This window comes from Streptomyces sp. HNM0575, from assembly GCF_012726265.1.
Lineage (GTDB): Bacteria > Actinomycetota > Actinomycetes > Streptomycetales > Streptomycetaceae > Streptomyces.
Window position 1 is genome coordinate 386042 of the sequence record NZ_JAASAG010000003.1, and the last position, 24202, is coordinate 410243.

23 protein-coding genes and 1 tRNA gene are annotated in these 24202 nt (G+C 71.8%); 9 read left to right on the forward strand and 15 right to left on the reverse strand.

Going from position 1 to position 24202, the window contains the following annotated elements; translation table 11 throughout:
• Positions 1-114: 114 nt before the first annotated feature.
• The 4 genes from HCC61_RS09650 to HCC61_RS09665 all read right to left on the reverse strand — a co-directional run bounded on the left by HCC61_RS09650 (position 115) and on the right by HCC61_RS09665 (position 2931).
• A tRNA-Cys gene (locus HCC61_RS09650) sits at positions 115-189 on the reverse strand.
• A 122-nt stretch (positions 190-311) separates the two neighbouring features.
• A complete protein-coding gene (locus HCC61_RS09655) occupies positions 312-1256 on the reverse strand; it encodes a sulfite exporter TauE/SafE family protein (protein WP_240968731.1) in 945 nt (314 codons plus the stop codon).
• Positions 1257-1456: 200 nt separating this feature from the next.
• Positions 1457-1915 (reverse strand): Rrf2 family transcriptional regulator, encoded by a 459-nt coding sequence (locus HCC61_RS09660; protein WP_169134883.1) that lies wholly within the window; start codon positions 1913-1915, stop codon positions 1457-1459.
• A 209-nt stretch (positions 1916-2124) separates the two neighbouring features.
• Positions 2125-2931 (reverse strand): thioesterase family protein, encoded by an 807-nt coding sequence (locus tag HCC61_RS09665; protein WP_169134884.1) that lies wholly within the window; start codon positions 2929-2931, stop codon positions 2125-2127.
• Positions 2932-3179: 248 nt separating this feature from the next.
• Between HCC61_RS09665 and HCC61_RS09670 the strand changes: the two genes are divergently transcribed.
• Both HCC61_RS09670 and HCC61_RS09675 read left to right on the forward strand, forming a co-directional pair.
• Positions 3180-3866, forward strand: a complete 687-nt coding sequence (locus HCC61_RS09670; protein WP_240968733.1) for a TetR/AcrR family transcriptional regulator — start codon at positions 3180-3182, stop codon at positions 3864-3866.
• Positions 3867-4132: 266 nt separating this feature from the next.
• Complete coding sequence (locus HCC61_RS09675) at positions 4133-5515, forward strand: MFS transporter (protein ID WP_169134885.1); 1383 nt, start codon at positions 4133-4135, stop codon at positions 5513-5515.
• 108 nt (positions 5516-5623) lie between these two features.
• Here the strand turns inward: HCC61_RS09675 and HCC61_RS09680 are convergent, their stop codons facing one another.
• Positions 5624-6655, reverse strand: a complete 1032-nt coding sequence (locus HCC61_RS09680; RefSeq protein WP_169134886.1) for a phosphotriesterase — start codon at positions 6653-6655, stop codon at positions 5624-5626.
• A 148-nt stretch (positions 6656-6803) separates the two neighbouring features.
• Positions 6804-7526 carry a class I SAM-dependent methyltransferase gene (locus HCC61_RS09685; protein WP_169135225.1) on the reverse strand — a complete coding sequence of 241 codons (723 nt, stop codon included), beginning with the start codon at positions 7524-7526 and terminating at the stop codon, positions 6804-6806.
• A 148-nt stretch (positions 7527-7674) separates the two neighbouring features.
• On the opposite strand from HCC61_RS09685, the gene HCC61_RS09690 reads away from it, so the two are divergent.
• Positions 7675-8307, forward strand: a complete 633-nt coding sequence (locus tag HCC61_RS09690) for a helix-turn-helix transcriptional regulator (protein ID WP_169134887.1) — start codon at positions 7675-7677, stop codon at positions 8305-8307.
• A gap of 316 nt (positions 8308-8623) precedes the next feature.
• On the opposite strand, the gene HCC61_RS09695 is transcribed toward HCC61_RS09690, so the two are convergent.
• The 3 genes from HCC61_RS09695 to HCC61_RS09705 form a co-directional block, all read right to left on the reverse strand.
• Entirely contained in the window at positions 8624-9787 is a 1164-nt protein-coding gene (locus HCC61_RS09695) for a Glu/Leu/Phe/Val dehydrogenase dimerization domain-containing protein (protein WP_169135226.1), read from the reverse strand.
• Between the two features lie 151 nt (positions 9788-9938).
• Positions 9939-10472, reverse strand: coding sequence for a PaaI family thioesterase (locus HCC61_RS09700; RefSeq protein ID WP_206322292.1), 534 nt, complete (start codon positions 10470-10472; stop codon positions 9939-9941).
• Complete coding sequence (locus HCC61_RS09705) at positions 10469-11401, reverse strand: PaaX family transcriptional regulator C-terminal domain-containing protein (protein ID WP_169134888.1); 933 nt, start codon at positions 11399-11401, stop codon at positions 10469-10471. Before HCC61_RS09705 ends, HCC61_RS09700 begins: the two co-directional genes overlap by 4 nt.
• Positions 11402-11706: 305 nt before the next feature.
• On the opposite strand from HCC61_RS09705, the gene HCC61_RS09710 reads away from it, so the two are divergent.
• The 4 genes from HCC61_RS09710 to boxB all read left to right on the forward strand — a co-directional run bounded on the left by HCC61_RS09710 (position 11707) and on the right by boxB (position 17694).
• Positions 11707-13422: a benzoate-CoA ligase family protein gene (locus HCC61_RS09710; RefSeq protein WP_240968735.1), complete on the forward strand. Its 1716-nt coding sequence runs from the start codon at positions 11707-11709 to the stop codon at positions 13420-13422.
• A gap of 122 nt (positions 13423-13544) precedes the next feature.
• Entirely contained in the window at positions 13545-14405 is an 861-nt protein-coding gene (locus HCC61_RS09715) for an amidohydrolase family protein (RefSeq protein WP_169134889.1), read from the forward strand.
• 126 nt (positions 14406-14531) lie between these two features.
• Complete coding sequence (gene boxC, locus HCC61_RS09720) at positions 14532-16271, forward strand: 2,3-epoxybenzoyl-CoA dihydrolase (protein ID WP_169134890.1); 1740 nt, start codon at positions 14532-14534, stop codon at positions 16269-16271.
• Between the two features lies 1 nt (position 16272).
• A complete protein-coding gene (gene boxB, locus HCC61_RS09725) occupies positions 16273-17694 on the forward strand; it encodes a benzoyl-CoA 2,3-epoxidase subunit BoxB (protein WP_169134891.1) in 1422 nt (473 codons plus the stop codon).
• A 41-nt stretch (positions 17695-17735) separates the two neighbouring features.
• On the opposite strand, the gene HCC61_RS09730 is transcribed toward boxB, so the two are convergent.
• Positions 17736-18641: a cytochrome c biogenesis protein CcdA gene (locus HCC61_RS09730; RefSeq protein ID WP_169134892.1), complete on the reverse strand. Its 906-nt coding sequence runs from the start codon at positions 18639-18641 to the stop codon at positions 17736-17738.
• Positions 18642-18663: 22 nt separating this feature from the next.
• Entirely contained in the window at positions 18664-19320 is a 657-nt protein-coding gene (locus HCC61_RS09735; protein WP_169134893.1) for a redoxin family protein, read from the reverse strand.
• Positions 19321-19938: 618 nt separating this feature from the next.
• Here HCC61_RS09735 and HCC61_RS09740 point away from each other — a divergent pair.
• Positions 19939-20307 carry a hypothetical protein gene (locus tag HCC61_RS09740; protein ID WP_169134894.1) on the forward strand — a complete coding sequence of 123 codons (369 nt, stop codon included), beginning with the start codon at positions 19939-19941 and terminating at the stop codon, positions 20305-20307.
• An 81-nt stretch (positions 20308-20388) separates the two neighbouring features.
• Here the strand turns inward: HCC61_RS09740 and HCC61_RS09745 are convergent, their stop codons facing one another.
• The 3 genes from HCC61_RS09745 to HCC61_RS09755 all read right to left on the reverse strand — a co-directional run bounded on the left by HCC61_RS09745 (position 20389) and on the right by HCC61_RS09755 (position 21677).
• The gene (locus HCC61_RS09745) at positions 20389-20862 is read right to left on the reverse strand and encodes a carboxymuconolactone decarboxylase family protein (RefSeq protein WP_169134895.1); all 474 of its coding nucleotides are present in this window, start codon (positions 20860-20862) and stop codon (positions 20389-20391) included.
• 138 nt (positions 20863-21000) lie between these two features.
• Complete coding sequence (locus tag HCC61_RS09750; RefSeq protein ID WP_346777109.1) at positions 21001-21429, reverse strand: PIN domain-containing protein; 429 nt, start codon at positions 21427-21429, stop codon at positions 21001-21003.
• Entirely contained in the window at positions 21426-21677 is a 252-nt protein-coding gene (locus HCC61_RS09755; protein WP_169134896.1) for a type II toxin-antitoxin system prevent-host-death family antitoxin, read from the reverse strand. The genes HCC61_RS09750 and HCC61_RS09755 overlap by 4 nt, the downstream gene beginning before the upstream one ends.
• A 168-nt stretch (positions 21678-21845) precedes the next feature.
• Here HCC61_RS09755 and HCC61_RS09760 point away from each other — a divergent pair, with 168 nt between their 5' ends.
• Positions 21846-22979, forward strand: coding sequence for a CapA family protein (locus tag HCC61_RS09760; protein WP_169134897.1), 1134 nt, complete (start codon positions 21846-21848; stop codon positions 22977-22979).
• 64 nt (positions 22980-23043) lie between these two features.
• Here HCC61_RS09760 and dgoD read toward each other — a convergent pair whose 3' ends face one another.
• Positions 23044-24192 (reverse strand): galactonate dehydratase, encoded by a 1149-nt coding sequence (gene dgoD, locus HCC61_RS09765; RefSeq protein WP_169134898.1) that lies wholly within the window; start codon positions 24190-24192, stop codon positions 23044-23046.
• Between the last annotated feature and the right edge of the window lie 10 nt (positions 24193-24202).

A 24202-nucleotide genomic window follows, 5' to 3' on the forward strand; every position in this document is an offset into this window, starting at 1 on the left:
GCCCGCCCCCGCCCGACCCGCCCGCCCCGCCCTGTCCGCACCGCCGCCCGCAACGACGACGACCCCGGACCCGATCGTGGGTCCGGGGTCGTACCGATGTCCTGAGACATCGCATGGAGGCCGTGGCGGGATTCGAACCCACGTAACTCGCTTTGCAGGCGAGCCCCTGAACCGCTCGGGCACACGGCCGGGCCTGAGTGACGTCTCGACCGTAGGCCGGGCGTCGCCGCCCGCGGAAGGTCACTCCGGACGATGTCGGGAGACCGCAATACGCAGTTCACACTGCGAGTTGCGGGCTCCGGGCAGCTGTTTCAGGCCGACGGCGCGTCCTGCTTCACCGTGGCCGTCCCCCCGTCCGTCGTCTCATCGCCCGTCCCGGCGGACAGGCGCTCCTCTTCGCGCTCACGGACGAGATTGCGGCGGTGCTCCTTGAAGGAGTAGGCGAGCGCGGCGGCCCAGATCGCGTAGAGCACCACGTACACGACCGTCTTCACCGCGCCCGGGGCGGCGACCCAGTCGCTGTCGAGGAGCGTGCTGGTGTTGGTGATGACGATGATGCCGCCGACGGCGGAGCCGAGGAGCCGCGGCGGTACGTGCCGTACCAGCCACGCCGCGATCGGTGCGGCCACGACGCCGCCGATGAGAAGTGCCGCCGCCCACGACCAGTTGACGCCCTCGGAGCCCAGCCCCGTCAGGAAGCCGATGCTCGCGGCGACCGTGACCAGGAACTCGCTGGTGTCGATGGAGCCGATGACCTTGCGCGGCTCCAGCCGTCCGCTGGCGAGGATCGCGGGGGTGCCGACCGGGCCCCAGCCGCCTCCGCCGGTGGCGTCGACGAACCCGGCGACGAGGCCCAGCGGGGAGAGGAATCGCTTCCGCAGGGGCTTGCCGAGGTTGCGGGAGGAGAAGCCGGAGAAGGTGAACCGGCCCAGCAGATACAGGCCGAGAGCGAGCAGGATGAGGGACATCACGGGCTCGGCCACGGCGGTGGAGAGACCGGACAGGACGGTCGCACCCGCGAACGCGCCCACGGCGCCCGGCACTCCGACCTTCGCCACGACCCGCCAGTCGACGTTGCCGAAGCGCCAGTGGGAGGCGCCGGAGACCAGCGTCGTGCCGATCTCGGCGAGGTGCACGGTGGCGGACGCGGCAGCGGGGTTGGTGCCGACGGCAAGCAGCAGCGTGGTGGACGTGACGCCGTACGCCATTCCGAGACTGCCGTCCACCAGTTGGGCACCGAGGCCCGCGAGTGCCAACAATATGAGCGTCCGCATGCCACTGCCCCGATCTGAATCCCTAGCATTCCTACCGCTTTGATAGGGAAATCTGCCCGACAGACCGAGGAGCGGTCAACACTGTCTCGTCAACTGGACATGATCAGGGGCAGAGTGTGGACATGATCAACCGGAGGGCCGTGGGCCCGGCCATTCGCCGGGCCGGGAGACGAAGGGCCCGGTCAGGGGTTGGTCCACGATTCGGGCTGCTCCGCGAGCCGGTAGACCCGGTCCGGCAGCTTGGAGCACGCCACGTCCGCGAGCGTCACCTCGCCGAGGATCGCCCTCACGTTGGCGCGCACCGCGATCCACAGTGGCAATAGCGACTCCGCAGGCCCGGTGTAGGAGAGCGCGGGCGGTCGCTCGCCGCGGACGGACACCAGCGGTCCGTCCACTACGCGGATCACGTCCGCGACGGTGATCGTCTCGGCCGGAGCGCCCAGCTTGTAGCCGCCCTGCCCGCCGCGGCGGCTGACGACCAGGCCGCCCCTGCGCATGTCGTTGAGGATGCCCTCCAGGAACTTGCGGGGCACGCCCTGTGCCTCCGCGATCGTCTCGGCCTTGACCGGGCAGTCGTCGCCCGCGGCCGCCAGTTCCAGCGCGGCACGCACCGCATAGTCCGCTCTCGCCGAGATCCGCATACGCGCATTCTCCAGCACGTAGGAGATTGGGCCTCCTGCGCGCAGGAGCCGGGGCCTCCCGCACGTGGGAGGCAGGGCTTCCTGTGTGTACGGAGCGGGCGGACCTGCCGGGGTGACCGTCGCGGATTGTCCAGCAAGTGGACAGGCTGTCCGATCCGTGATCGCTTCGGCTGCGAGCGCCGCGAGCCCGTGCGGGCCGGACCGGCGCCTCAGCCGCGGGGGGCCACGAACAGGCTCTGCACGCTGCGCCCGATCGGCCCCTGCTCGTCGTGCAGCACGGTCTCGGTCATGCCGATCCCGGCGTCGTCGATGCTCGTACGGGCGTCGACGCAGACCCATTCGCCGCCGGGGTGCCGGTGCAGATGGACGGTCAAGTCCGGGTTGACGAAGAGGTGTTGGGAGAAGTCCAGCACGTTGCTCACGCCGTTGCCCGAGTCCGCCGCGATCAGCGCGCGGTCCAGCGGCGCCGTCTTCTCACCCTCCACCAGCGGCACCCGCATCCGCAGCCAGCACGCCGCGGGGCCGCGTCCCAGGAACGAGCCGTGGGCGAACCGGGCCTCCATGGCGGTGTGGTAACCGACCTCCCACGGGACGGGGAAGAAGGGCTCGGCCGCCGCGCTCTCCGGTCCCGGGACCTCCGGCTCCGGCACGGACTCCGGCACGGCACCGGGCAGGGTGCGGATGCGCAGCGCCCGCGCCCGCATCACCTCGTCCCCGCCCTCCGGCGTCAGCGACGCCTCGACCAGCTCCACGCTGCGCCCCTGCCGCAGCACGCCGGTGGACACCGTCAGCGGCTTCAGCGGTACGGGGCTGGTGATCTCGAAGGTGATCCTGGCGAGGCGCATGTCCTCGCGGGCGCCGTCGCGCATCCGCATCGCCCGGCCCAGCAGGGCCGCCGGCGGGCCCGCGTGCTGGCTGTCCGCGGACCACGGGCCGCGGGTGTTCTCGGTGGGGACGAAGCGGTCGTCCGCGACCCGCTCGAAGAAGGCCTCGGCCGAACTGGTCTTTTCACTCACGGCTGTTCTCCTGCCCGCCGGCTGTTCGCCCCTGAAGGCTACTGGCAGGTAGTGGGCCTGTCACTGCCACCGCCTCCGCCGGGCTCCCGCCCCCGCCCGTCCTCCGGCGCCCGCACCGGGCCCTGCCGAGCGGAACCGGTAAGCGCAGGTCAGCCCCCGGTACGTGCCGGATACGGGCGGGCTCTGCGGGGCCTCCGTAAGGCGTTCACGAAGTTGGAGGTGAAGCCATGTTCATGTATAAGTTGACCATGGCTATGACCGCGTCCGCCGCCGACGACTGGGACGGGCCGCCGCTGCCGTCGATGGTCAACCCGGCCCTGCTGCGCGGGAGTCCGGCCACCGAGCGCGGTGCGCGGCGGCGCGCGACGCTGATAGCGGCGGCGCGGAAGGTCTTCGAACGCTCCGGCTATCTCGACGCCCGCCTCACGGACATCACCAAAGAGGCCAAGTGCTCGACGGGGTCCTTCTACACGTACTTCAAGAACAAGGAAGAGATCTTCGCCGCCGTACTCGAGGCCGCGCAGCAGGACATGCTCCACCCCGGCATGCAGCGCCTGCCCGACAGCGGCGATCCGTACCTCGTGCTGGAGGCGAGCAACAGGGCCTATCTGGAGGCCTATCGGCGCAACGCGAAGCTGATGGCCCTGCTGGAGCAGGTCGCCAGCGTCGACCACACCTTCCGTGAGCTGCGCAGGCGGCGCGGGGAGGCGTTCATACACCGCAACGCGCGCGGCATCGCTGACCTCCAGAAGCGCGGCATCGCCGATCCCGACCTGGATCCGATGCTGGCCTCGCGGGCGCTGTCCGGCATGGTCAGCCGCTTCGCCTTCAGCGTCTTCGTACGGGGCATGGACCAGCCCGTCGACTTCGAGCAGGTCGTCTACACGGTCACCCGGATCTGGGCCAACGGGCTGCGCTTCCCCGGCCACCGCTGAACTCGCCGGCCCGCCACGGGCCTTCCGGGCCGAGGGGCCCATCTCGCCGTGCGGCGGCCGCAGTTGGACCGTTCAATTTTCGCTGCCCTGTACAGCCGTCACACGGTGCCGCCGACCGTACGGGCCCGACGCGTCGTCGCAGCGCAGAAGACTCTGCCGGGACTGTTGACAGCACAACGGCCTTCGCTCAGTCTTCGCCCAGAAGTTGAACATGACGTCAGCTTACGGCGACCCGCTTGCAGTCCCACCCCTCGAAGGAGTGCCTGATGACTGAGACGGCAGAACCGAGCGGGGAGGCGGCCGAGGCACAGCAGCCCCGGATCAAGCCCAGAAGCCACCGCAAGCTGCTCGCCGCGGGGCTGATCGGCAGCTCCATCGAGTGGTACGACTTCTTCCTCTACGGGACGGCGGCGGCCCTCGTCTTCCCCCACGTCTTCTTCCCCTCCAGCTCGCCGCTGACCGGGACGCTGCTCTCCTTCAGCACCTTCTGGGCGGGCTTCATCGCGCGCCCGCTGGGCGGCGTGCTCGCCGGGCACTTCGGCGACCGCTACGGCCGCAAGCCGATGGTCGTCACCTGCCTGCTCGGCATGGGGCTGGCGACGTTCCTCATCGGCTGCCTGCCCAGCGCGGCGTCGATCGGGACGGCTGCGCCGGTGCTGCTCGTCCTGCTCCGCTTCGTGCAGGGGCTGGCGTGCGGCGGGCAGTGGGGCGGGATCGTGCTGCTGCTGATCGAGTCGACGGGGCCCAAACGCCGTGGTTTCGCGGGCACGTTCGGACAGATGGGCGTGCCGTTCGGCGTCATCCTCGGCAATGTGGCGTTCCTGGTGGCGACCGCGGTGATGCCGGAGGCGTCGTTCATGGACTGGGGCTGGCGCATCCCGTTCTTCCTCTCGGCGCTGCTCTTCCCCGTCGTGCTGTACATCCAGACGAAGGTCGAGGACACCCCCGAGTTCAAGGCGCTCCAGGCGGAGGTGTCGAAGAAGAAGCCGCAGCGGGTCGCGCGGGCGCCGCTGAGCGAGGCCGTGCGCAAGGACTGGCGCAGGATCCTGCTCGCCTGCGGAATGCTGGCCGCCACCAACTGCCTCTTCTACATCAGCATCGCGGGCGTCCTCAGCTACGCGACCGAACAGCTCGGCATGAGCCATCAGTCGCTGCTGGCCGTCTCGTTGGGCTCCTCGCTGATCGGCGCGGCCGCGATCCTGTGGTCCGGCGCCGCGTCCGACCGGGTGGGGCGCAGGCCGATGGTGCTCGTCGGCGCGGCGATGCTGGTGGTGTGGGCGTTCCCGTACTTCTGGCTCGTCGACACCAGGAACCTGTGGCTGTTCTTCGTGGCGCTGGCCGTCGGCGGCGTCTTCCAGTCGATGACGTACGGGCCGGTCGCGGCCTACATCGGCGAGATGTTCGCGCCCAACATCCGTTTCTCCGGCGCCTCGTTGGCGTACCAGCTCGCGGCGATCACCGTCAGCGGCGCCACGCCGCTGGTGATGACGGCACTCATCGCGGAGACGGGCTCGACCACGCTGGTGTCGGTCTTCGTGGCGCTGATGGGCCTGATCACCTTCGGCTGCACGTGGGCTCTGCGGGAGACCAACCCGGCGGAGGTACGGGCGGACCCCGACGCGGTGCCCGGCGAACTGCTCCACGCCTGACGGGAGTTCACGGCGCGGACCTTCCGCATCGGCCCGTGTCGCGGCACCGCTCGGCACGGGCCGATGCGTGCCGCAGCGCGTGACGCGGCGCGGGCCGCGGCGCAAGTGTCAGGCGTCGCCGCGGCGTTCGAGCATCCGCCGCGGATTGACGGTCATCATCGCCGTGATCTGCTCCTCGGTCACCCCACGCTCCCGCAGCGCGGGCAGCACGTCCCTGGAGATGTGCAGATAGTGCCAGTCGGGAAGCAGGGAGGGCAGTTCGCGCATCGGATACCAGTCGATGTAGCACGACGCGTCGTGGGCCAGCACCATCCGGTCCGCGTATCCGCGCTCGCACAGTGCCGCGACGGTCTCCACGCGCTGCTCGAACGGCAGCCGCGTCTCCAGGCCGAAGCGGTCCATGCCGAGTACGGAGCCGCGGTCGGCGATCGACATCAGATAGCCGAGGTCGGTCGAGTCGCCGCAGTGGCCGATCACCACGCGAGTCAGATCCACGCCCTCGGCCTCGAACACGTCCTGCTGCTCGGTGCCGCGCCTCGTGGCGGCGTGGGTGTGGGTGAGGATCGGGGCGTCCGTGGCGCGGTGCGCACGGGCCACGGCGCGCAGCACCCGTTCGACGCCGGGTGTGAGTCCGGCCTCGTCGGTCGCGCACTTGAGTACGCCGGCCTTCACGCCTCCGGTGCCGGCGATGCCCGTGGTGATGTCCTCCACGAACATGTCCACCAGCGGCTCTTCGCCGCCCAGCAGCGTTCCGGGCCCCCGGTACTGGAGGTAGTGCGGAATGTCGCCGTAGGTGTAAAGGCCGGTCGCCACAACGATGTTGAGCCGCGTACGGGCCGCCACCTGCTGTATCCGCGGGATGTAGCGGCCCAGTCCGATGACCGTCGGGTCGACGATCGTCGAGACCCCCTCAGCGGCAAGGGTGTCGAGCCGCTCGGCCGCCGCGGGTATCTCCTCCGACTCCCGGAACCCCTCGTGCTCGGGGTAGTTGTCCGCGAACTCCGGGCTGAGGATGAAGATGTGCTCGTGCATGAGGACCCTGCCCAGGTCCTCCGGCGGCACGGGCCCGCGCACGGTGTCCACGGGGCGGGAGCGCCCGGCGGGTGTGCGGGACCGTCCGGCGGGCGTCTCGCGCGGCATGGGAGGCGTCCTTCCGCCGGGTGGTGATCACATCCGTACCGGGACCGTAGGCGCGCCCTCGAAACGGGGTCAATGGTTCCGTTCCGAGGGCGCGCGGGCGGGGCGCCCCGGACGCGACCGTCACGCCGGCGGCCGGTGGACCGGCGGGTCAGAGGGCCCTGCGGCGGAGCTTGACCGTGTTGTCCGTACGGATCGCGGGGGTGCCGTCGGGTCCGGTCTGGGTTCGTCGGTGCTCTTCGCTGAGCAGCACCTCCCACTCGCCCTCGGGCAGCCGCAGCGCGGCGACGACCTCGTCGGGAGAGGGGAGGTGCAGCTCGTCGTGGCCGCTGGCGTGGCCGTTGCTGTGGCCGTGGCCGTGGCCGTGATCACCGTTCTGACCGTGGCGGTCATCACCGTCCTGACCCTGGCCGTGGCCCTGGTCGTCGTCCCATGGCGCCGGGCCGGAGTGCCCCTCGATCAGCAGCGTTCCGCCCGGGGCGACGGCGTCCGCGGCCCTGCGCAGTATCTCCTCGCGCGGCAGGTCGCCGTACGAGTGCAGGAACTGGGCGGAGACCAGGTCGAAGGCGCCCTCGGGGAACGAGACGCCGAGGTCGTGCCGCTGCCAGTCGATCCGGTCCACGACCCCCGCCTCCACCGCGTGTTCCGCGGCACGGTCCAGCGCCACGCAGGAGATGTCGGCGGCCGTGACCCGCCAGCCCTGTCCGGCGAGCCACACGGCGTCGGCGCCCTCCCCGCAGCCCAGGTCCAGCGCACGGCCCGGCCGGAGCCCCTCGGTCTCCCGTACGAGCACGTCGTTCGGTCTGCCGCTCCAGATCCGGTCGCGCTCCGCGTACCACTCGTCCCAGGTCAGATCCCGGCCGACGGCGCCCATCGTGCTGTTCCCGCCCGTGTTTGTCCGGCCGCCCGTGTCCGCCTGGGCGTTCGTCTGCGCGTTCATCGCTCTCCCTTCGTCACGGGCGATGGTCGGACGGCCCTGCACGGAATGACAAAGCTTCTTGCCGAGATGGCAAACTGCACTCATGGCGGACGACGAACTCACAGGAGTGCTCAATGCGGTGGGGCCGCGGCTGAGGGGCCTGCGCGAGCAGCGCGCCGTCACCCTCTCCCAGGTCGCCTCCCGCACGGGCATCTCCCTCAGCACCCTGTCCCGGCTGGAGTCCGGGCAGCGCAGACCCACCCTGGAGCTGCTGCTGCCGCTGGCACGGGAGTACGGCGTACAGCTCGACGAGCTCGTGGGCGCCCCCGCGACCGGCGACCCCCGCATCCATCCGCGCCCCTTCACCCGGCACGGCCAGACGTTCATCCCGCTCACCAGGTACTTCGGCGGGCTGCACGCGTACAAGCAGATCCTGCCCGGCGCGAGGCCCGGCCAGGGGTCCCCGGTGCGGCCCGAGCAGCGGACCCACGAGGGCTACGACTGGCTGTACGTACTGTCGGGGCGGCTGTGGCTCGCGCTGGGGGAGCACGATCTGGTGCTCACGCCGGGCGAGGCCGCCGAGTTCGACACCCGCACGCCGCACGGCTTCGCCAACGCCGGGAAGCAGCCCGTGGAGTTCCTGAGCATCTTCGGGGCCCAGGGCGAACGCCTCCACGTGCGGGCCCGGCCCTCGGCGCCCCTCGACGCCGGTACGGAGGAGCCGGGGCGGCCGTGAGGCGGGGAGGGGCGCGGGACGCCAAGTGCCGTGCGGAGCCGGGTACTTGGGAGGAGCACTTGGGCGGGACACTCCAGCGGGGCGCTTCAGGCGCCCGCGTGGCTTGCGGCCTCAGGCCGTGCCGCTCCGTGCCGCGGCGTCGGCGGTACGGGGCACCGACACCGCGGTGAGCACGGCGGCGAGCAGAAACGCGCAGCCCGCGGCGGCCAGTCCGGCGACCGCCCCCCACGCCCCGATCGCGCGCGCCCTGGCGGACCGGCCGCGCGACGGGCCGGCCCGGGGCGGGCGAGGCTCTCCCGGGCGTTCAACCGGCAGGTCACCCGTACCATCCGAAACGGTCCGCGATGACGGGCAGCCGGTCGGCCGCCAGCGCGTGTGCGGCCTGGCGCGGAGTCGTGCCGTCGGCCTCGGCACGGTCGGTCATCAGGCCGGTCAGCTCACGCATCGACCGCCGTATGCGGGCGAAGGCCTCGTCGGGATCCGGGCCGACGTCGCCGAAGAGGGTCCACCACCAGGCGTTCGTCGCGGAGTTGACGACGACGTCCGGCAGTACGGTCACTCCGCGCGCGGCGAGCAGCTCCTCGGCCTCCGCCCGCACCGGCATGTTGGCCGCCTCGACGATCCAACTCGCCGTGATCCGCGACTGGTTGGCGGCGTCGACGGCGTAGGAGACCGCCGCGGGTATCAGCACGTCGGCGCCCGCGGACAGCCACGCGTCCCCTGGCAGCGCCGTATGCCGGACCTCCAGGGCCGAGCGGTCCAGGCAGCCGTACTCGTCGCGGGCCGCCAGCAGCGCCTCCACGTCCAGCCCGCCCGGATCGGCGACGGTGCCCTTCGCGTCGGCCACCGCGACGATTCTCAGCCCCGCGCGGGAGAGGAAGCGTGCCGTGGCCCCGCCCATGGTGCCGAAGCCCTGCACGGCGACCCGGGTCTCCGCATACGGAACCCCGGCACGGTCCAGGACCGTGAGCACGGTCTCGGCGACGCCGCAGCCGCCCGCCAGCTCCCCGAGTCCGATGCCGTCCACGCGGACGGCGAAGGCGTCGTCGAGCCGCCGCCGCGCGGCCGGTTCGTCGTCGAGGAGCGGATACACGGCCTCGATGGTGGAGGACAGCCCGGCCTCGGCCGCCGCCGCGTCGACGGTCGCCTGGCTCAGACCGAGGTCTTCGCCGGTGGTCCAGAAGTGCTGGATGTACGGGCGCATCGCGCGCAGGTACCGCACCAGCACCCCGTGGGCCTCAGGATCGCGGGGATCGCAGTCGATGCCGCCCTTGGCGCCGCCGAGCGGGATGTAGCGCCCCCGCGGGTCGTAGTGCAGCGCCTCCTTCATCGTCATGCCACGGGCCAGGCCCGCCACTTCGTCCAGCGTGCAGCCCTCCCGCATCCGCAGGCCGCCGCTGGCGACGCCGCGCACCAGCCGGTCGACGACCAAGTGGCCCTCGCGGCCCGTCACTTGGTCGGTCCAGGTGAGCGAGATCAGCGGGGCCGCGGAGTCGCGCGTACGGGAGGGGCCGTACGGACTGCCCGGACCGGGGCCGGCGTCCGGACCGCGCCCGCCATGCGGCGCGGCGGCCGCGGTCAACGCGGGGCCTCCCCGCGGGCGTTGGGCACCGCGTTCGGCGCCGCCGTCCTCACCGGCCGGTGCCCGGCTCGCCGATGTCCTCGCTGTGCTCGCTGCTCCTGCCGTCCCCGCTGCCCGCGGCGCCCCCGCCGTTCTCGCCGGCTTCGCCGCCCCGACTGCTACGGGCGTCCCGCCCCTCCCCGCCGTTCCGGCCGTCGCCTGCGGGCAGGTTGGCCAGGCGCACCTCGCCGCGTGCGATGTCCCGGCCGGTGTCGTCGGTGACGGTGACGAGCCACAGCTGCTGGGTGCGCCCGCGGTGGATCGGCGTGGCCGTGGCGGTGACGGTGCCGGTGCCGATGGCCCGCAGGAAGTTGGTGTGGTTGGAGACGCCGACGACGTTTCCGCGGTCGCCGTACCAGATCGCGGCGGCGAGGCTCGCGGCCGTCTCCACGAGCGAGCAGTAGACCCCGCCGTGGACGATGCCGTACGCCTGGAGCAGTTCGGGTGTGATCTCGCAGGTCACGACGGTTCTGTCGGCCGTCATCTCGGGGAAGGCCATCCCCACGGTCTTCTCGAAGCCCGACCCGAAACCGTTCGCGTTCATTCGCTCTTCCTGTCGTCGAGGGCTTTCCAGTGGCGGTCCGCGGCGGGCCGCCAGGCACTGTGGCGTTCGTGGAAGAGCGCGGCGGCCTGCGCGCCGCGCCACTCGTCGGGCAGCAGACGGGCCGGCAGCCCCGGGTCGAGGAAGGGGAAGCGGCGCCACTCCTGGACGAGGCGGGTGTGAGCGGCGAACGTCTCGACGTCGTCAGCCGGTTCGAGGGCGCGCACCTCGTCGAGGAAGCGTTCGTAGGCGCGCTCGACGGCGTCGAGGTCCCATGCCTCACGTGCCACCTCACGCGCCTCCGCGAGATCCCCGAGGCGCGCGTGGAAGACCCGCGACGTGCTGCCGACGCCGACCTCGCTCAGCACGCCTCGCACCTCCGGTTCGCGCTCCGGATGCGGGCTGAGCCAGACGCCGGTGGACAGATTGCCCAGCCCGTTCCAGGAGAGCCGGGTGCGCAGCAGGTGCCGCAGCCTGCGGCTGGACTCGGGGACGGTCACGAGGACCATCAGCCACTGACCGTCCCACTCGCCGACCGGGCGGCCGAACCCGTAGATCCGCTCGGTGCCGTCCGTCAGCAGCCGGCGGCCCGAGGACGTCAGCCGCCACGACGTGCGCCGCCCGTGGCGCTCCCCGACCAGCCATCCCTCGGCGGCACTTCGGGCCAGCGCCTGGCGCACTGCCTTCTCCTCCACGCCGAGCACGCCGAGGGCGTCCAGGAAGGTGGCCGTCCAGACGGGCTGTCCGCCGGGCAGTACGAACTCGCCGAGCACGGTCAGCAGCAGGGAACGGGCGCTGGCCGCGCCGAGTTCGCGGCGGCGCAGGAACTCCGGCTCGGCGGGCCGGACTTCCGTGGACGGCGACGCGGGCGCGTCCGCCGCCCCCGTCGTTCCGGGCGGCGTTCCGCCGTGCCCGTCTCGCCGCGCGGCCATGCACCCCTCCCGTCGTCTCATGCCGGTCATCTGCCGGTACGGGCCTACCTCCCGGTGGGCCTACCTCCCGGTGCCGCAAGTGCCATGACTCGGCGTGCCCGTGGCGTACGCGCCGGTGCCGTACGTGCCGGTGTGGTGTGCGCACCAGGCGCTGTGCCGGGTGCCTGGTGACCGCCCCGTCTCCGTGTGGGGACCAAGTATGCGCCGTACGGCCGTTGCCCTGTCCAGTCATTCCACACTGCTATTGACGAGCGTCCGGAACGTGTAGAGCATGACGCCACGGTTCCAGGCGAAGGGGAGACCCGATGACCGCCCACAGCGCGACACCGCCAGTCACTGCCGTCACGCCCGTCGTCCCCGACATGTTCAACGCCTCCGACTACCTGCTCCGGTCCGCCGTCCAGCCGGAGACGGCCGGGCGCGTCGCCGTCACCGGCCCGGCGGGCGAGCTGACCTACGGTGACCTCGCGGAGCTGGTCGGGCACATCGCCGCCGGGCTGGAGGCGTGGGGTGTGCGCGCCGAGGAGCGGGTGATGCTGCTCATGGCCGACGGGCCCGAGGCGGCGGCCGCGATCCTGGCGGCGATGCGGCTGGGCGCCGTTCCCGTACCGGTGTCGACGATGCTCACCGGGCCCGAACTCGCCGAGCTGCTCGGGGACTCGCGGGCCAGGGTGCTGCTGGTGAGCGCGGAGTTCGGGGCGGCGGCCGAGGCGGCCGTGGCACGCGTGCCGGGGATCCGGTACGTCGCGGTCACCGGGGACGCGGCGGGCGCGGACGGCCTCGGTGGCCCCGGTGGTCCCGGTGGCCTCGGCGGTTCCGTCAGCGCCGGTGGTCCGGGCGGTTCCGGGACGGGATTCGCCGTGCCCGCCGGTGTACGGCTGCGCGCCTTCGCCGAGCTGGTCGAGGAGGGCCGCCGCCGCGGCGGCGAGCTTCAGGACCCGTACATCACCTGTGAGGACTCGGCCGCGCTGTGGCTCTACACCTCCGGCACCACCGGCAAGCCCAAGGGCGCGATGCACCGGCACGCCAACATCCGCCATGTCGTGGAGAGTTACGCGCGACAGGTGCTCGGCATCACCTCCGCCGACCGATGTCTGTCCGTCGCGAAGCTCTTCTTCGCCTACGGCATCGGCAACTCGCTCTTCTTCCCCCTCGCCGCCGGCGCCGAGACCGTGCTCGATCCGCAGCGGCCCACGCCGCAGTCGGTCGCCGAGCGCCTCACCGAGTACCGGCCCACGCTCTTCTTCGCCGTCCCCACCTTCTACGCCGCGCTGCTGCGCTCCGACGTGCCGCGCGACGCCTTCGGATCCGTACGACTGGCGGTCTCCGCGGGAGAGGTGCTGCCCGCGGACCTGTGCCGCAGGTTCGCCGACCGCTTCGGCGTCGAGATCCTGGACGGCATCGGGTCGACGGAGGCGCTGCACATCTTCCTCTCCAACCGGCCCGGCCGTTCCCGCCCCGGCACCACCGGGACCGCCGTCGACGGATACGAACTGCGCGTCGTCGACGGCGAGGGCCACGACGTCCCGCGCGGCGAGCCGGGATCGCTGCTCGTCAAGGGCGAGTCGATCGCGACCGGTTACTGGTGCAGGACGGGCGTCACGCGGCAGGTCTTCCAGGGGGAGTGGCTGCACACCGGTGACACCTACGTCGTCGACGACGACGGCTACTACACCTGCCTCGGACGTACGGGGGAGATGCTCAAGGCCGGGGGCATCTGGGTCGCACCGTCCGAGGTGGAGGCGCGGCTGCTGGAGCATCCGGCCGTCTGGCAGGCCGCCGTCGTGGGACTGCCGGACGCGGACGGCATCGACAAGCCGGTGGCGTGCACCGTGCTCGCGGAGGGCGCGGAGGCCGCACCCGAGGAGCTGATCGAGTTCTGCCGCGACGGGCTCGCCGCCTTCAAGCGACCGCGCGAGGTGATCGTCGTGGACGAACTCCCCACCACGGCGAGCGGGAAGCTGCGCCGGCACGCCGTACGTGAGCTTGCGGCGGCACGGCTGGGGCATGCGCCGGGGTGACCCGCGCCCGCCGCCCCGACAGGACGCCCCGACCGTGCGCGCAGACCCGTGCGCGCAGATCCGCGCATTGCACGCAGCCCCGTACACGCAGCCCCGTACACGCGACTCCCGGCAGGTGAGAGATGATCGACGGCCGCCTCGTGGTCGACGCGCACGTGCACGCCGCCCGGCTGCCGACGCTGCGGCCCGCATGGCGGCGCTGGGCCGAGGAGTTCGGCGACGGCGCCGGGCTCGCGGGCCTCTACGACGAGAACGGCACCCTCGTACCGGAACGCCTCGACGCCCACTTCGAGGCCGAAGGCGTCGACAAGGCGCTGCTGTTGTGCGAGTACAGCCCGAAGACGACCGGGGAGCAGCCGATCGAGGACGTGCTGCCGCTGATCAAGTACAACCCGCGCAGATTCCGTCCCGTCGCCAACATCAACCCGCATCTGCACTATCCCGTCGACGCCGAGCTCGAGCGGCAGCTGTCGCTGGGCGCCGTCGCGCTCAAACTGCACCCGGTGCACGGCGGGTTCAGCCCCGCCGACCCGGCCCTGTATCCGGCGTACCAGGTGTGCGCGGGCGCGGGCGTCCCGGTCGTGGTGCACTGCGGCACGAGTTCCTTCCCGGGCTCGATGAACAAGTACGCCGACCCGGTGCTGTTCGACGACGTGCTGCGCGACTTCCCCGGGCTCACGCTCGTGCTGGCGCACGGCGGCCGCGGCTGGTGGTATCAGGCCGCCGCCTTCCTCGCGCTGTCCCGTCCGAACGTCTGGATCGAACTCTCCGGCCTGCCGCCGCACCGCCTGCCCGGCTACTACGCGCAGTACGAACTGGGCCGCCTGGCAGGGAAGTTCATCTTCGGCACCGACTGGCCGGGCGTGCCGGGCATCGCCCGCAACGCACGGGCGCTCGCCGGGCTCGGTCTCGACGAGGAGACCCTAGCCGGCGTTCTGGCAGGCAACGCGCTGGAGGTCTACCCGGGGCTGCGCGACGCGTAGCACGAGTTCACCGGCCCGGTCCGAGGTTCACCGCGCCAGGCGCCCACACCGTGACGTTCTACAAACTCTTGACGTCACGGATGAATGATGTGGAACATGGTGGCATCCCAGGCTGGAGGACATCGCATGACCACCACCCTCGGCACAGAGCCGGAAACAGCCCCTGACCAGCCCGTGCACGTGGACTTCCGGACCGATCCGTCGCGTTACCGGCACTGGCGGATCGACGTGCGGGGGCCCGTCGCCACGCTGACCATGGACGTCGACGAACAGGGCGGTCTGCTCCCCGGCTACGAGTTGAAGCTCAACTCCTACGACCTCGGCGTCGACATCGAGCTCCACGACGCCGTGCAGCGGCTGCGCTTCGAACACCCAGAGGTGCGTGCCGTGGTGGTGACGAGCGCCAAGGAGAAGGTGTTCTGCGCGGGTGCCAACATCCGGATGCTGGCGGCCTCCCCGCACCACTGGAAGGTGAACTTCTGCAAGTTCACCAACGAGACCCGCAACGGCATCGAGGACGCCACCGACCGCTCCGGGCAGACATACATCGCCGCCGTCAACGGGGCCGCGTCCGGCGGCGGTTACGAACTCGCCCTGGCCTGCGAGCACATCATGCTCGTCGACGACCGCTCCTCCACGGTCTCCCTTCCCGAACTCCCGCTGCTGGGCGTGCTGCCCGGCACCGGCGGCCTGACGCGCGTCACCGACAAGCGGCATGTGCGGCGCGACATCGCCGACTACTTCGCCACCAAGTCCGAGGGCATCGGCGGCAAGAAGGCCGTCACCTGGCGGCTCGTCGACGAGACCGTGCCGCGCACCGCGTGGGACGACACGGTCGCCCGGCGGGCCGCCGAGGCCGCGGCACCACCGGAGGGGGCCGGGACCACCGCGGCACAGGACGGCGCCGGACCCGCCGAGCCCGCCGGCATCGAGCTGACGCCGCTCGCCAAGTCCCGTACGGACACGGAGATCTCGTACCGGCACGTCTTCGCGCGACTCGACCGCGACGCCCGCGCCGTCGAGATCACCGTCGAGGGACCGGCCGCCGAGGCCCCCTCCGGCATGGACGAAGTGCACCGCGAGGGCGCCGGCTTCTGGACGCTCGCCATGACGCGGGAGCTGGACGACCTGATCCTCGACCTGCGCACCAACGAACCCGAGCTGGGCACCTGGCTGCTGCGCACCACCGGCGACCCGCAGCGCGTGCTCGACCACGACCGGCTGCTGCTCGACCACCGGGGCGACTGGCTCGCGCGCGAGATCCTGCTCTTCCTCAAGCGCACCCTGAAGCGGCTCGACGTCACCAGCCGCAGCCTCATCGCCCTTGTGGAGCCCCGTAGTTGCTTCGCCGGCTCCCTGCTGGAGCTCGCCCTCGCCGCCGACCGCGGATACCAGCTGCTCGGCGTCTTCGAGGACGAGGACCCGGACGCGCCGCCCGCGACGGTGACCGCCGGGCCCGCCAACTTCGGTGCCCTGCCGACGGCCAACGGCCTCTCCCGGCTGGCGACCCGCCACCACCACGACCCGGAGCTGCTCGCCGCAGTCGAGGCCGTGGCCGGGAAGCCCCTGGGCGCCGTCGAAGCCGAACGTCTCGGCCTGGTCACCTTCGCCCCCGACGACATCGACTGGGAGGAGGAGGTCCGCATCGCCGTGGAGGAGCGCGCGAGCTTCAGCCCCGACGCGCTCACCGGCCTGGAGGCCAACTACCGCTTCCCCGGCCCGGAAACGCTGGAGACGAAGATCTTCGGACGTCTCAGCGCCTGGCAGAACTGGATCTTCACCCGGCCCTCCGCCTCCGGCCCCGACGGCGCCCTCCGCTCGTACGGCACGGGCCGCCGCGCCGACTTCGACCGAAAGCGAGTCTGAGATGCCCGTCAACGGCGCCGACTACAGCGAGAAGATCCCCAACAACGTCGATCTGCGCGACGACCGCCGCCTCCAGCGCGCACTGGAGTCGTGGCAGCCCGACTTCCTCAACTGGTGGGAGTCGATGGGGCCTTCACTGCCCACCCAGGACGTCTACCTCCGTACGGCCGTCGACGTCGGCCGCGAAGGATGGGCGCACTTCGGGCACGTCGCCATGAAGGAGTACCGCTGGGGGATCTTCCTCGCCGAACGCGACCGGGACCGCAGGATCGGCTTCGGCGCGCACAAGGGCGAACCCGCCTGGCAGAAGGTGCCCGGCGAGTACCGCGCCGACCTCCAGCGCCTCATCGTCATCCAGGGCGACACCGAGCCCGCCAGCGTCGAACAGCAGCGCAACCTCGGCGCCACCGCGCCCAGCCTCTACGACCTCCGCAACCTCTTCCAGGTCAACGTCGAGGAAGGCCGCCACCTGTGGGCCATGGTCTACCTGCTGCACGCCTACTTCGGCAGGGAGGGCCGCGAGGAGGCCGAGGAGCTGCTGCGCCGCAACTCCGGCAGCGACGAATCGCCGCGCATACTCGGCGCGTTCAACGAGGAGACCCCGGACTGGCTCTCCTTCTTCATGTTCACCTACTTCACCGACCGCGACGGCAAGTACCAGCTCGGCACCCTCAAGGAGTCCGGCTTCGACCCGCTCTCGCGCACCTGCGAGTTCATGCTGAAGGAAGAGGCGCACCACATGTTCGTCGGTACGACGGGCATCGACCGCGTCGTCGAGCGGACCGCGCAGCTGATGGTGGAGCACGACACGGACGACGTCACAGCGCTCGGCGCCATCCCCCTCGACGTCGTGCAGAAGTACCTCAACTTCCACTACTCGGTGTCGCTGGACCTCTTCGGCAGCGAGACCTCCAGCAACGTCGCCAACTACTACACCGCGGGCATCAAGGGCCGCTGGCGTGAGGACCGCCGCAAGGACGACCACCGGCTCACCGGCGACTCGGTCCACGTAGACGCCCTCGTCGACGGCGACATCGCCACCACCGAGGTCGCCGCGCTCGTCGGCCTCAACACCGACCTGCGGCGCGAGTACATCGGCGACTGCCAGAGCGGCGTCAACCGCTGGAACAAGATCCTCGAAGACGCCGGGCTCGCACCGCGCTTCCGGCTCCCCAGCGTCGCCTTCAACCGCAAGGTGGGCGCCTTCGCCGGCATCGAGGCCGCACCCGACGGCACGGTGCTCACGGCGGAGGAGTGGGAGCGGAGCATGGCCGCGTGGCTGCCGACGGCGGTCGACAAGACCTACGTCTGCTCGCTCATGCAGCCCGTGCACGAACGCGGCAGGATCGCCGGCTGGATCGCCCCGCCCCGGCGCGGCATCAACGGTCAGCCCTTCGACTACGAGTACGTCCATCTGGCCTGAGCGCGCGGGGAGTTGAGCCCCGCCCGTGCGCCCGGCTCACCTCACCCGACGGCTTGCTCAGCCCGCTCCTCGTCGTGCCCGCGCGGGCCCGCGCCGTCCGCGGGCCGCCGCCCGCGAAGCCTGCGGCCCGCCACCGCGACGATCAGCAGCACCGCGAACACCCCGGCGACGACGGGGACTCCAGTCCACTCCAGGGCCGCCGCGATCGTCCGCTGCACCGTGCCCGCACCGTCGACGACCGGGTCGCCGTCCGCGACGCCGCCGCCGAGGGCGCGGATCTCGTACCAGCCGTAGTAGGCCGTATAGGCGCCCACAAGGACCAGAAGCCCGCCGCCCAGCCGCGACGCCGACGCGCCCAGCCGGCGCAGCCGTCCGACGGCGGACGTGCGGGCGAGCGCCACGGCCAGCGCCGCCGTACCGACGACGGCGCCCATCCCCGCCGCGTACGCCCCGAAGAGCAGCAGCCCGCCCGCGGTCGAACCGCTGCGGAAGGCCGACACGACGGTCGCGAGGAACGGTGCGATCGTGCAGCCGAGCGAGGCCACCGCGTACGCGCCGCCGAACAGCGCCATCGACGGCACGGAACGGGCGACCCCGGGCGCCCGGCGGACCCTCGGCAGCAGCGCCGGCAGCCCGCGCCCCGCCAGCAGCCACACGCCCAGGCCCGCGAGAAGCACGCCGAAGACGACCGTGAACCACGGCAGATGCTGCTGCACCTGGCTCGCGACAGGCGCGACGACCAGGCCGAAGATCCCGAACACGGCCGCGAACCCCACCGTCATCGCGGCGGTCGCGGCCAGCGCACGCCCCACGGCCGCTCCCCGCGAGGGCGAGTCGTCACCCAGCACCAGCAGCGACAGATAGGCGGGCAGCAGGGCGAAGCCGCAGGGGTTCACCGCCGCGAGCATGCCCGCGGTCAGCGCCAGCGCGAGGGGCAGATCGGCCATGTGAGCGTCGGGGCGCCGTAGTTCAGCCGGCCAGCCCGGCCACCTGCTTGGTCAGCTGGTCCGGACTCGTCGCGGCGCCCTCGTGTACCGTCCGCCCGTTCTTGTCGAGCATGACGTACGAACTCTGCTGCGAGATCCCGAACTTCTTCCAGACGGAGCCCTTCTGGTCGTTGAGATGCGGGAAGTTGCCGACCTTCTGCGTCTTGACGAAGCCGCGGATCGGCTCGGTCTTGTCCAGCCCGGCCACGCCGACGAAGTTGACCTTGCCCTTGTACTTGGCGGCGAGCTTCGCCGTCGTCGAGGCCTGCCCCTGGCACGTACCGCACCACGGCGCCCAGAACCACAGCACCGACGGCTTCCCGGCCAGCGACTCGCCCTTGAACGACTTCCCGTCGAGCGTCGTGCTCGCGAACTTCAGCTTCGCGGCCACCGCCTTGCCGTCCGGGGCCTTCTCACCCGGGGCGATACCCGCCGAGCCGCCCTCTTCCTTGCCGGTGTCCTTGCCGCCGCCCTTCTCCTCGCCCTTCCCGCTGCCCGTCTCCTTGCCCTGGTCCTTGTCCGTCGCGGACTTGCCAGCGGGCTCCGGCTCCTCGTTCATGCCGCAGCCGGCCACGGACAGTGCGCCCGCGACGAGCAGGGCGGTGAGGGCTGTACGGGTTCGGGTTCGACCGGCACGCATCATCTGAGTCCTCTGGTCACGGATCGGGCCCATCACGCTAGGACGCGCCGCCCGGCACCAGTCGGTCTTTAGCGGCAGCTGACTAATCCGCGGCGGGCGACGGCTTCCCACCGGAGTGCGGGCCGAGAGTCAAGCAGCGGCAGGAACGGCGAAGCCCGGTCCCCTGTGCATGCGCTTGCTCGGCTGCATGCCGTGCCCGGCTCGTCCGTGCACTGTGCCCGGCGGCTGCGCGCCGGAATGGACTTCGTGCGCGAGCCGTCTCAACGCCACCCCGACCCCACCCCGACCCCACGCAACGCCTGGGCGCCCCGGCGGTGTTGGGGCCCGACCGGCCGCGGAGAGCGGCGCGCGGCCGGTCACGGCCGCCGCGTATCCGGCCGTGACCGCCCGTCCCCGGCGGTCCGTCCCCGGCCGTTCACTCCATCCGCGTGACCGCCACGGCGCGGGAGGCGGGTTCCCGCGAAACCGGCACACGAGGCGGAGCACGATGCGCCAGACCCTGCCTGCCCCGGACGGGGCCCGGCGCACACCCCGGGCCCCCGAGGGGCAGGCCGCGCCGCACCGCGGCCCGGCGCTCCCCCTCCTGTAGCGCCGGGCCGCCCGGAAGGGACGACGGGGATGGACACCCACTGGCACGCCTTCGGTTACACCGGCCACGAGAGACCCCGCGACGGCGAGGCCCGCGATCCGGAGTCGGCCACACCGCCCATCGAGCTGGACGCATGGTTCGCCAAGCCCCGCTCGATGATGGACGGCACCTTCACCGAAGCCGCCGCGGCGGCGGACTGGCTGGAGCGCGAACTCGACGAGTCCCCGCCACCCGCCGCGGCGCTCCCCGTACGGCTGCACATGCGTCACGCCCGCGACGCCCTGAGCCGTGGCGCCGACGCCTACGTCGGCTACTACACGGCACACGGCGGCTTCCTCGTGCGGGCGCTCCTCGCCTGCCCCCGCCGGGGGCGACGCTGCCCGGCACCCCCGAGGTAGCGGCACGCGGCGGTACCGCCCCGTGCCGGTACCGCCGCGTGCGTCCCGGGGACTCCCGGTCAGTTCCCGGTCACTTCCCGGTCAGCCGAGCTGGCCGGGCTGATAGTCGCCGGCGGGCTGCCGGATGATGACGTTCAGCCGGTTGAAGGCGTTGATGAGGGCGATCTGGGCCACGAGGGCGGTGAGTTGCTCCTCGTCGTAGTGCTTGGCGGCGTTCTCCCAGGCCTCGTCCGTGACGCCGCCCGCCGCGTCCGCGATGCGGGTGCCCTGCTCGGCCAGCTCCAGCGCCGCGCGCTCGGCCTCCGAGAAGACCGTGGCCTCCCGCCACGCGGCGACGAGGTTGAGGCGCACCGAGGTCTCACCGGCGGCTTCGGCGTCCTTGGTGTGCATGTCGGTGCAGAAGCCGCACCCGTTGATCTGACTCGCGCGGAGGTTCACCAGCTCCCGGGTCGAGGCCGGCAGCGGCGACTCCGACACCACCTGGCCCGCGGAGACGAGGTGCTTCAGAAGCTTGCCGGAGATGGGGCTGCCGAAGATGTTCAGACGGGCTTCCATGGTGGGCTCCTCTGCCGTTGTCGGTGGCTTCACACCTACGACGGGACGGCGGGACCCGATGTGACACGGAGGGCTGTGACGTGCGTCTCCCGGCTCGCGCCGAAGGCGGCCGGGTCCGGGAGGGCGCCGGCGCCGCGTTCACATGTCGTCGGGCAGGAGCCGGAAGGCGGAGTGGCCCGTCAAGGGCCGCACCATCCGGAAGTGGCGGCGGTCCAGTGTCAGTAGCGAGTCGGTGTGGTATTCGGCCGCCATCACCATGTTCATCGTGTCGGTCAGCCCGATCTGCGGATACCTGCGCATCGTGACCAGCGCCGTGGACAAGTGCTGCTCGGTCTCCGGGACCCCGTAGCGTCGTACTGCGGTGCGGTCTCGGACGTGCGCCAGCGCGCCTTGCGCTGCCTCCGCGCCGATCCGGGTACTGAGGAGATAGTCGAGTTCGGCGAGTACGAGCGGTGTGACGACCAGATGGGAAGAGGCCGCAACTGCCTTGCGGCATGCCGCATGTTCGGGTGCGCTGCCGTCGAAGTATGCATACAGGCCCGAGGTGTCCGCGATGAGGATCGTCACGCGCCGAACCCTTCCAGGTAACTTCCTCGTCCCGCCGACCAGTCGACGGTGGATCCGCTGTAGAAGACAGGGCCTTCCTCGTCGTCTCCCATGGGGTCGGTCGGGTACGCGGCAACCGTTTCGGTCGTGACCGGCGACAGTGTGGCGACCACTCGTCCGTTCTTGGTCACGGTCACGCGTTCACCGCGCTCGGCCGCGGCGAGGATCCTCGACGCGTTCTGATTGAACTCTCGTGCAGTGGCTTCCATGTAGTACAACTTACTACACGTCTGGAGTGGCCGGTGACCGCTACCGCTCCGGTAGCGCCCTCGCGGGGACGGGCGCCCGACGGTCGGCTCGTGGCACGTTACGAACGGTGCGTTCCGTCTCACGGACCGTCACCGCCGCCAAGCGCTTCCGGGTGCATATATTGCCCCATGAGCCACGAAACGATCACCTTGTCCCTGTGCGGTGACGTGATGCTCGGGCGGGGCGTCGACCAGATCCTGCCGCATCCCGGGGACCGGGAGCTGCGTGAGGCGCACATGCGGGACGCGCGGTCGTACGTCGAGCTCGTGGAGGCGGTGCACGGGCGCATCGGCACCCCGGTCGACTACTCCTGGCCCTGGGGCGAGGCCCTGCGGACGCTGGACGAGGCCGCGCCCGACGCCCGCGTGCTCAACCTCGAGACAAGCGTCACCCGGCACGGCGGCTTCGATCCCGGCAAGGGCGTCAACTACCGCATGAACCCCGCCAACCTCGGCGCTCTCGCCGCCGTGCGCCCCGATGTGTGCGTACTCGCGAACAACCACGTGCTGGACTTCGGCAGGCCCGGTCTCGAAGAGACCCTCGACGCCCTCGCGGCCGCGGGCCTGCGGACGGCCGGTGCCGGGCGGAGCGCCGACGAGGCCCGCAGACCGGCCGTGGTGCCGGTGGACGGCGGGCACCGGCGGGTGCTGGTGCTGTCCCTCGGCACGCCCTCCAGCGGCATCCCCGCCGCCTGGGCGGCGCGACCGGACCGCCCGGGGGTCAACTTCCTGGAACGGCCCGGCCGTTCGGCCGCCGCAGCGATCTCGCACCGCATGCTGGAGTCGCGACGGCCGGGCGACATCGTGGTCGTGTCCGTGCACTGGGGATCCAACTGGGGCTACGGAGTGGCCCGCGACCAGACGGCCTTCGCGCACGCGCTGATCGACGGCGGCGGCGTCGATGTAGTACATGGACACTCCTCGCACCACCCGCGCCCCGTCGAGATCTACCGCGGCAAGCTCGTGCTCTACGGCTGCGGCGACTTCGTCGACGACTACGAGGGCGTCGAGGGATTCGAGGAGTACCGGGACGAACTGCGGCTGCTGTATCTCGCATCGGTCGAGGCGGACTCGGGCAGGCTGGCCGCGCTGCGCATGGTGCCGTTCCGCTCCCGCGGTATGCGGCTGGAGCGAGCGGAAGCCGAGGACACCGAGTGGCTGCGTGCCGTACTCGACCGGATCAGCAGGGAGTTCGGGGTACGGGTGGGGACCGGCGGTGACGGCACGCTGACCGTGCGGACCGCGGAGCGGCTTCGGGACTGACGCCGGGGGCGGCCCGGCCGCCGGGCCTCACGCTCGCCCAGCCGCGACCGGTCCCCGAGCCCGCTCACCACTCCGCGAACGCCCCGTCCCCGTGCCGCCAGAGCGGGTTGTGCCAGCTCTCCGCGGCGCCGTCCGCCGCCCGCACCGCCTTCTCGTCGATCTCGACGCCCAGCCCCGGTCCCGTAGGACGCAGCAGATGCCCCTCGTCGAAGCGGAACACGGAGCGGTCCGCGACGTAGTCGAGCAGCTCCGCGGCCTTGTTGTAGTGGATGCCGACCGACTGCTCCTGGATGAGGAAGTTCGGTGTGACGAAGGCGAGTTGGAGGGACGCGGCGAGCGCCAGCGGGCCCAGCGGGCAGTGCGGTGCGATCGCCACGTCGAAGGTCTCGGCGAGCGTCGCGATGCGCCTGGACTCCGAGATGCCGCCCGCGTGCGACAGGTCCGGCTGGAGCACGGCGATCCCCGCACGGAGCGCGGGCAGCACGTCCGTACGGGAGTAGAGCCGCTCGCCCGTGGCGACCGGCAGCGCCGTCGACTCCGTGACGCGGCCGAGCAGATGCGTGTACTCGGGCAGCACCGGCTCCTCGACGAACATCGGCGCATACGGCTCCAGCACGCCGGCGGCCCTGATCGCGCCCGCGGTCGAGAAGCGGCCGTGGAGGTCGACGGCGAAGTCCCGCCCGGGGCCGAGGACTTCGCGTACCGCCTCCGCCCTCGCCGCCACCTCGTCCAGCTCCGCGACGGTGGGCAACCGGCTCGTCCGGCCCGAGGCGTTCATCTTCACCGCGGTGAAACCGGCCTCCACCTGCGCCGCGACCTGGTCCCGTACCGCCGCGGGCTCGTCGCCGCCCACCCAGCTGTAGGCGCGCGCCCGGTCCCGCACGGGCCCGCCCAGCAGCCGGTGCACGGGAACGCCCAGCGCCTTGCCCGCGATGTCCCACAGCGCCTGGTCGATGCCCGCCACGGCGCTGGAGAGCACCGGACCGCCCCGGTAGAAGGACCCCTTCGTCATCACCTGCCACAGGTCCTCGATGCGCGAGGGGTCGGCACCGACGAGGAACTGGGAGGCGAGTTCGTGCACGGCGGTACGCACGGTCTCCGCGCGGCCCTCCACCACGGGCTCGCCCCAGCCGACGAGCCCGTCGTCCGTCTCGATACGGCAGAAGAGCCAGCGCGGCGGTACGGCGAACGTCTCGACTCGGGTGATCTTCAAGTGGTGCTCC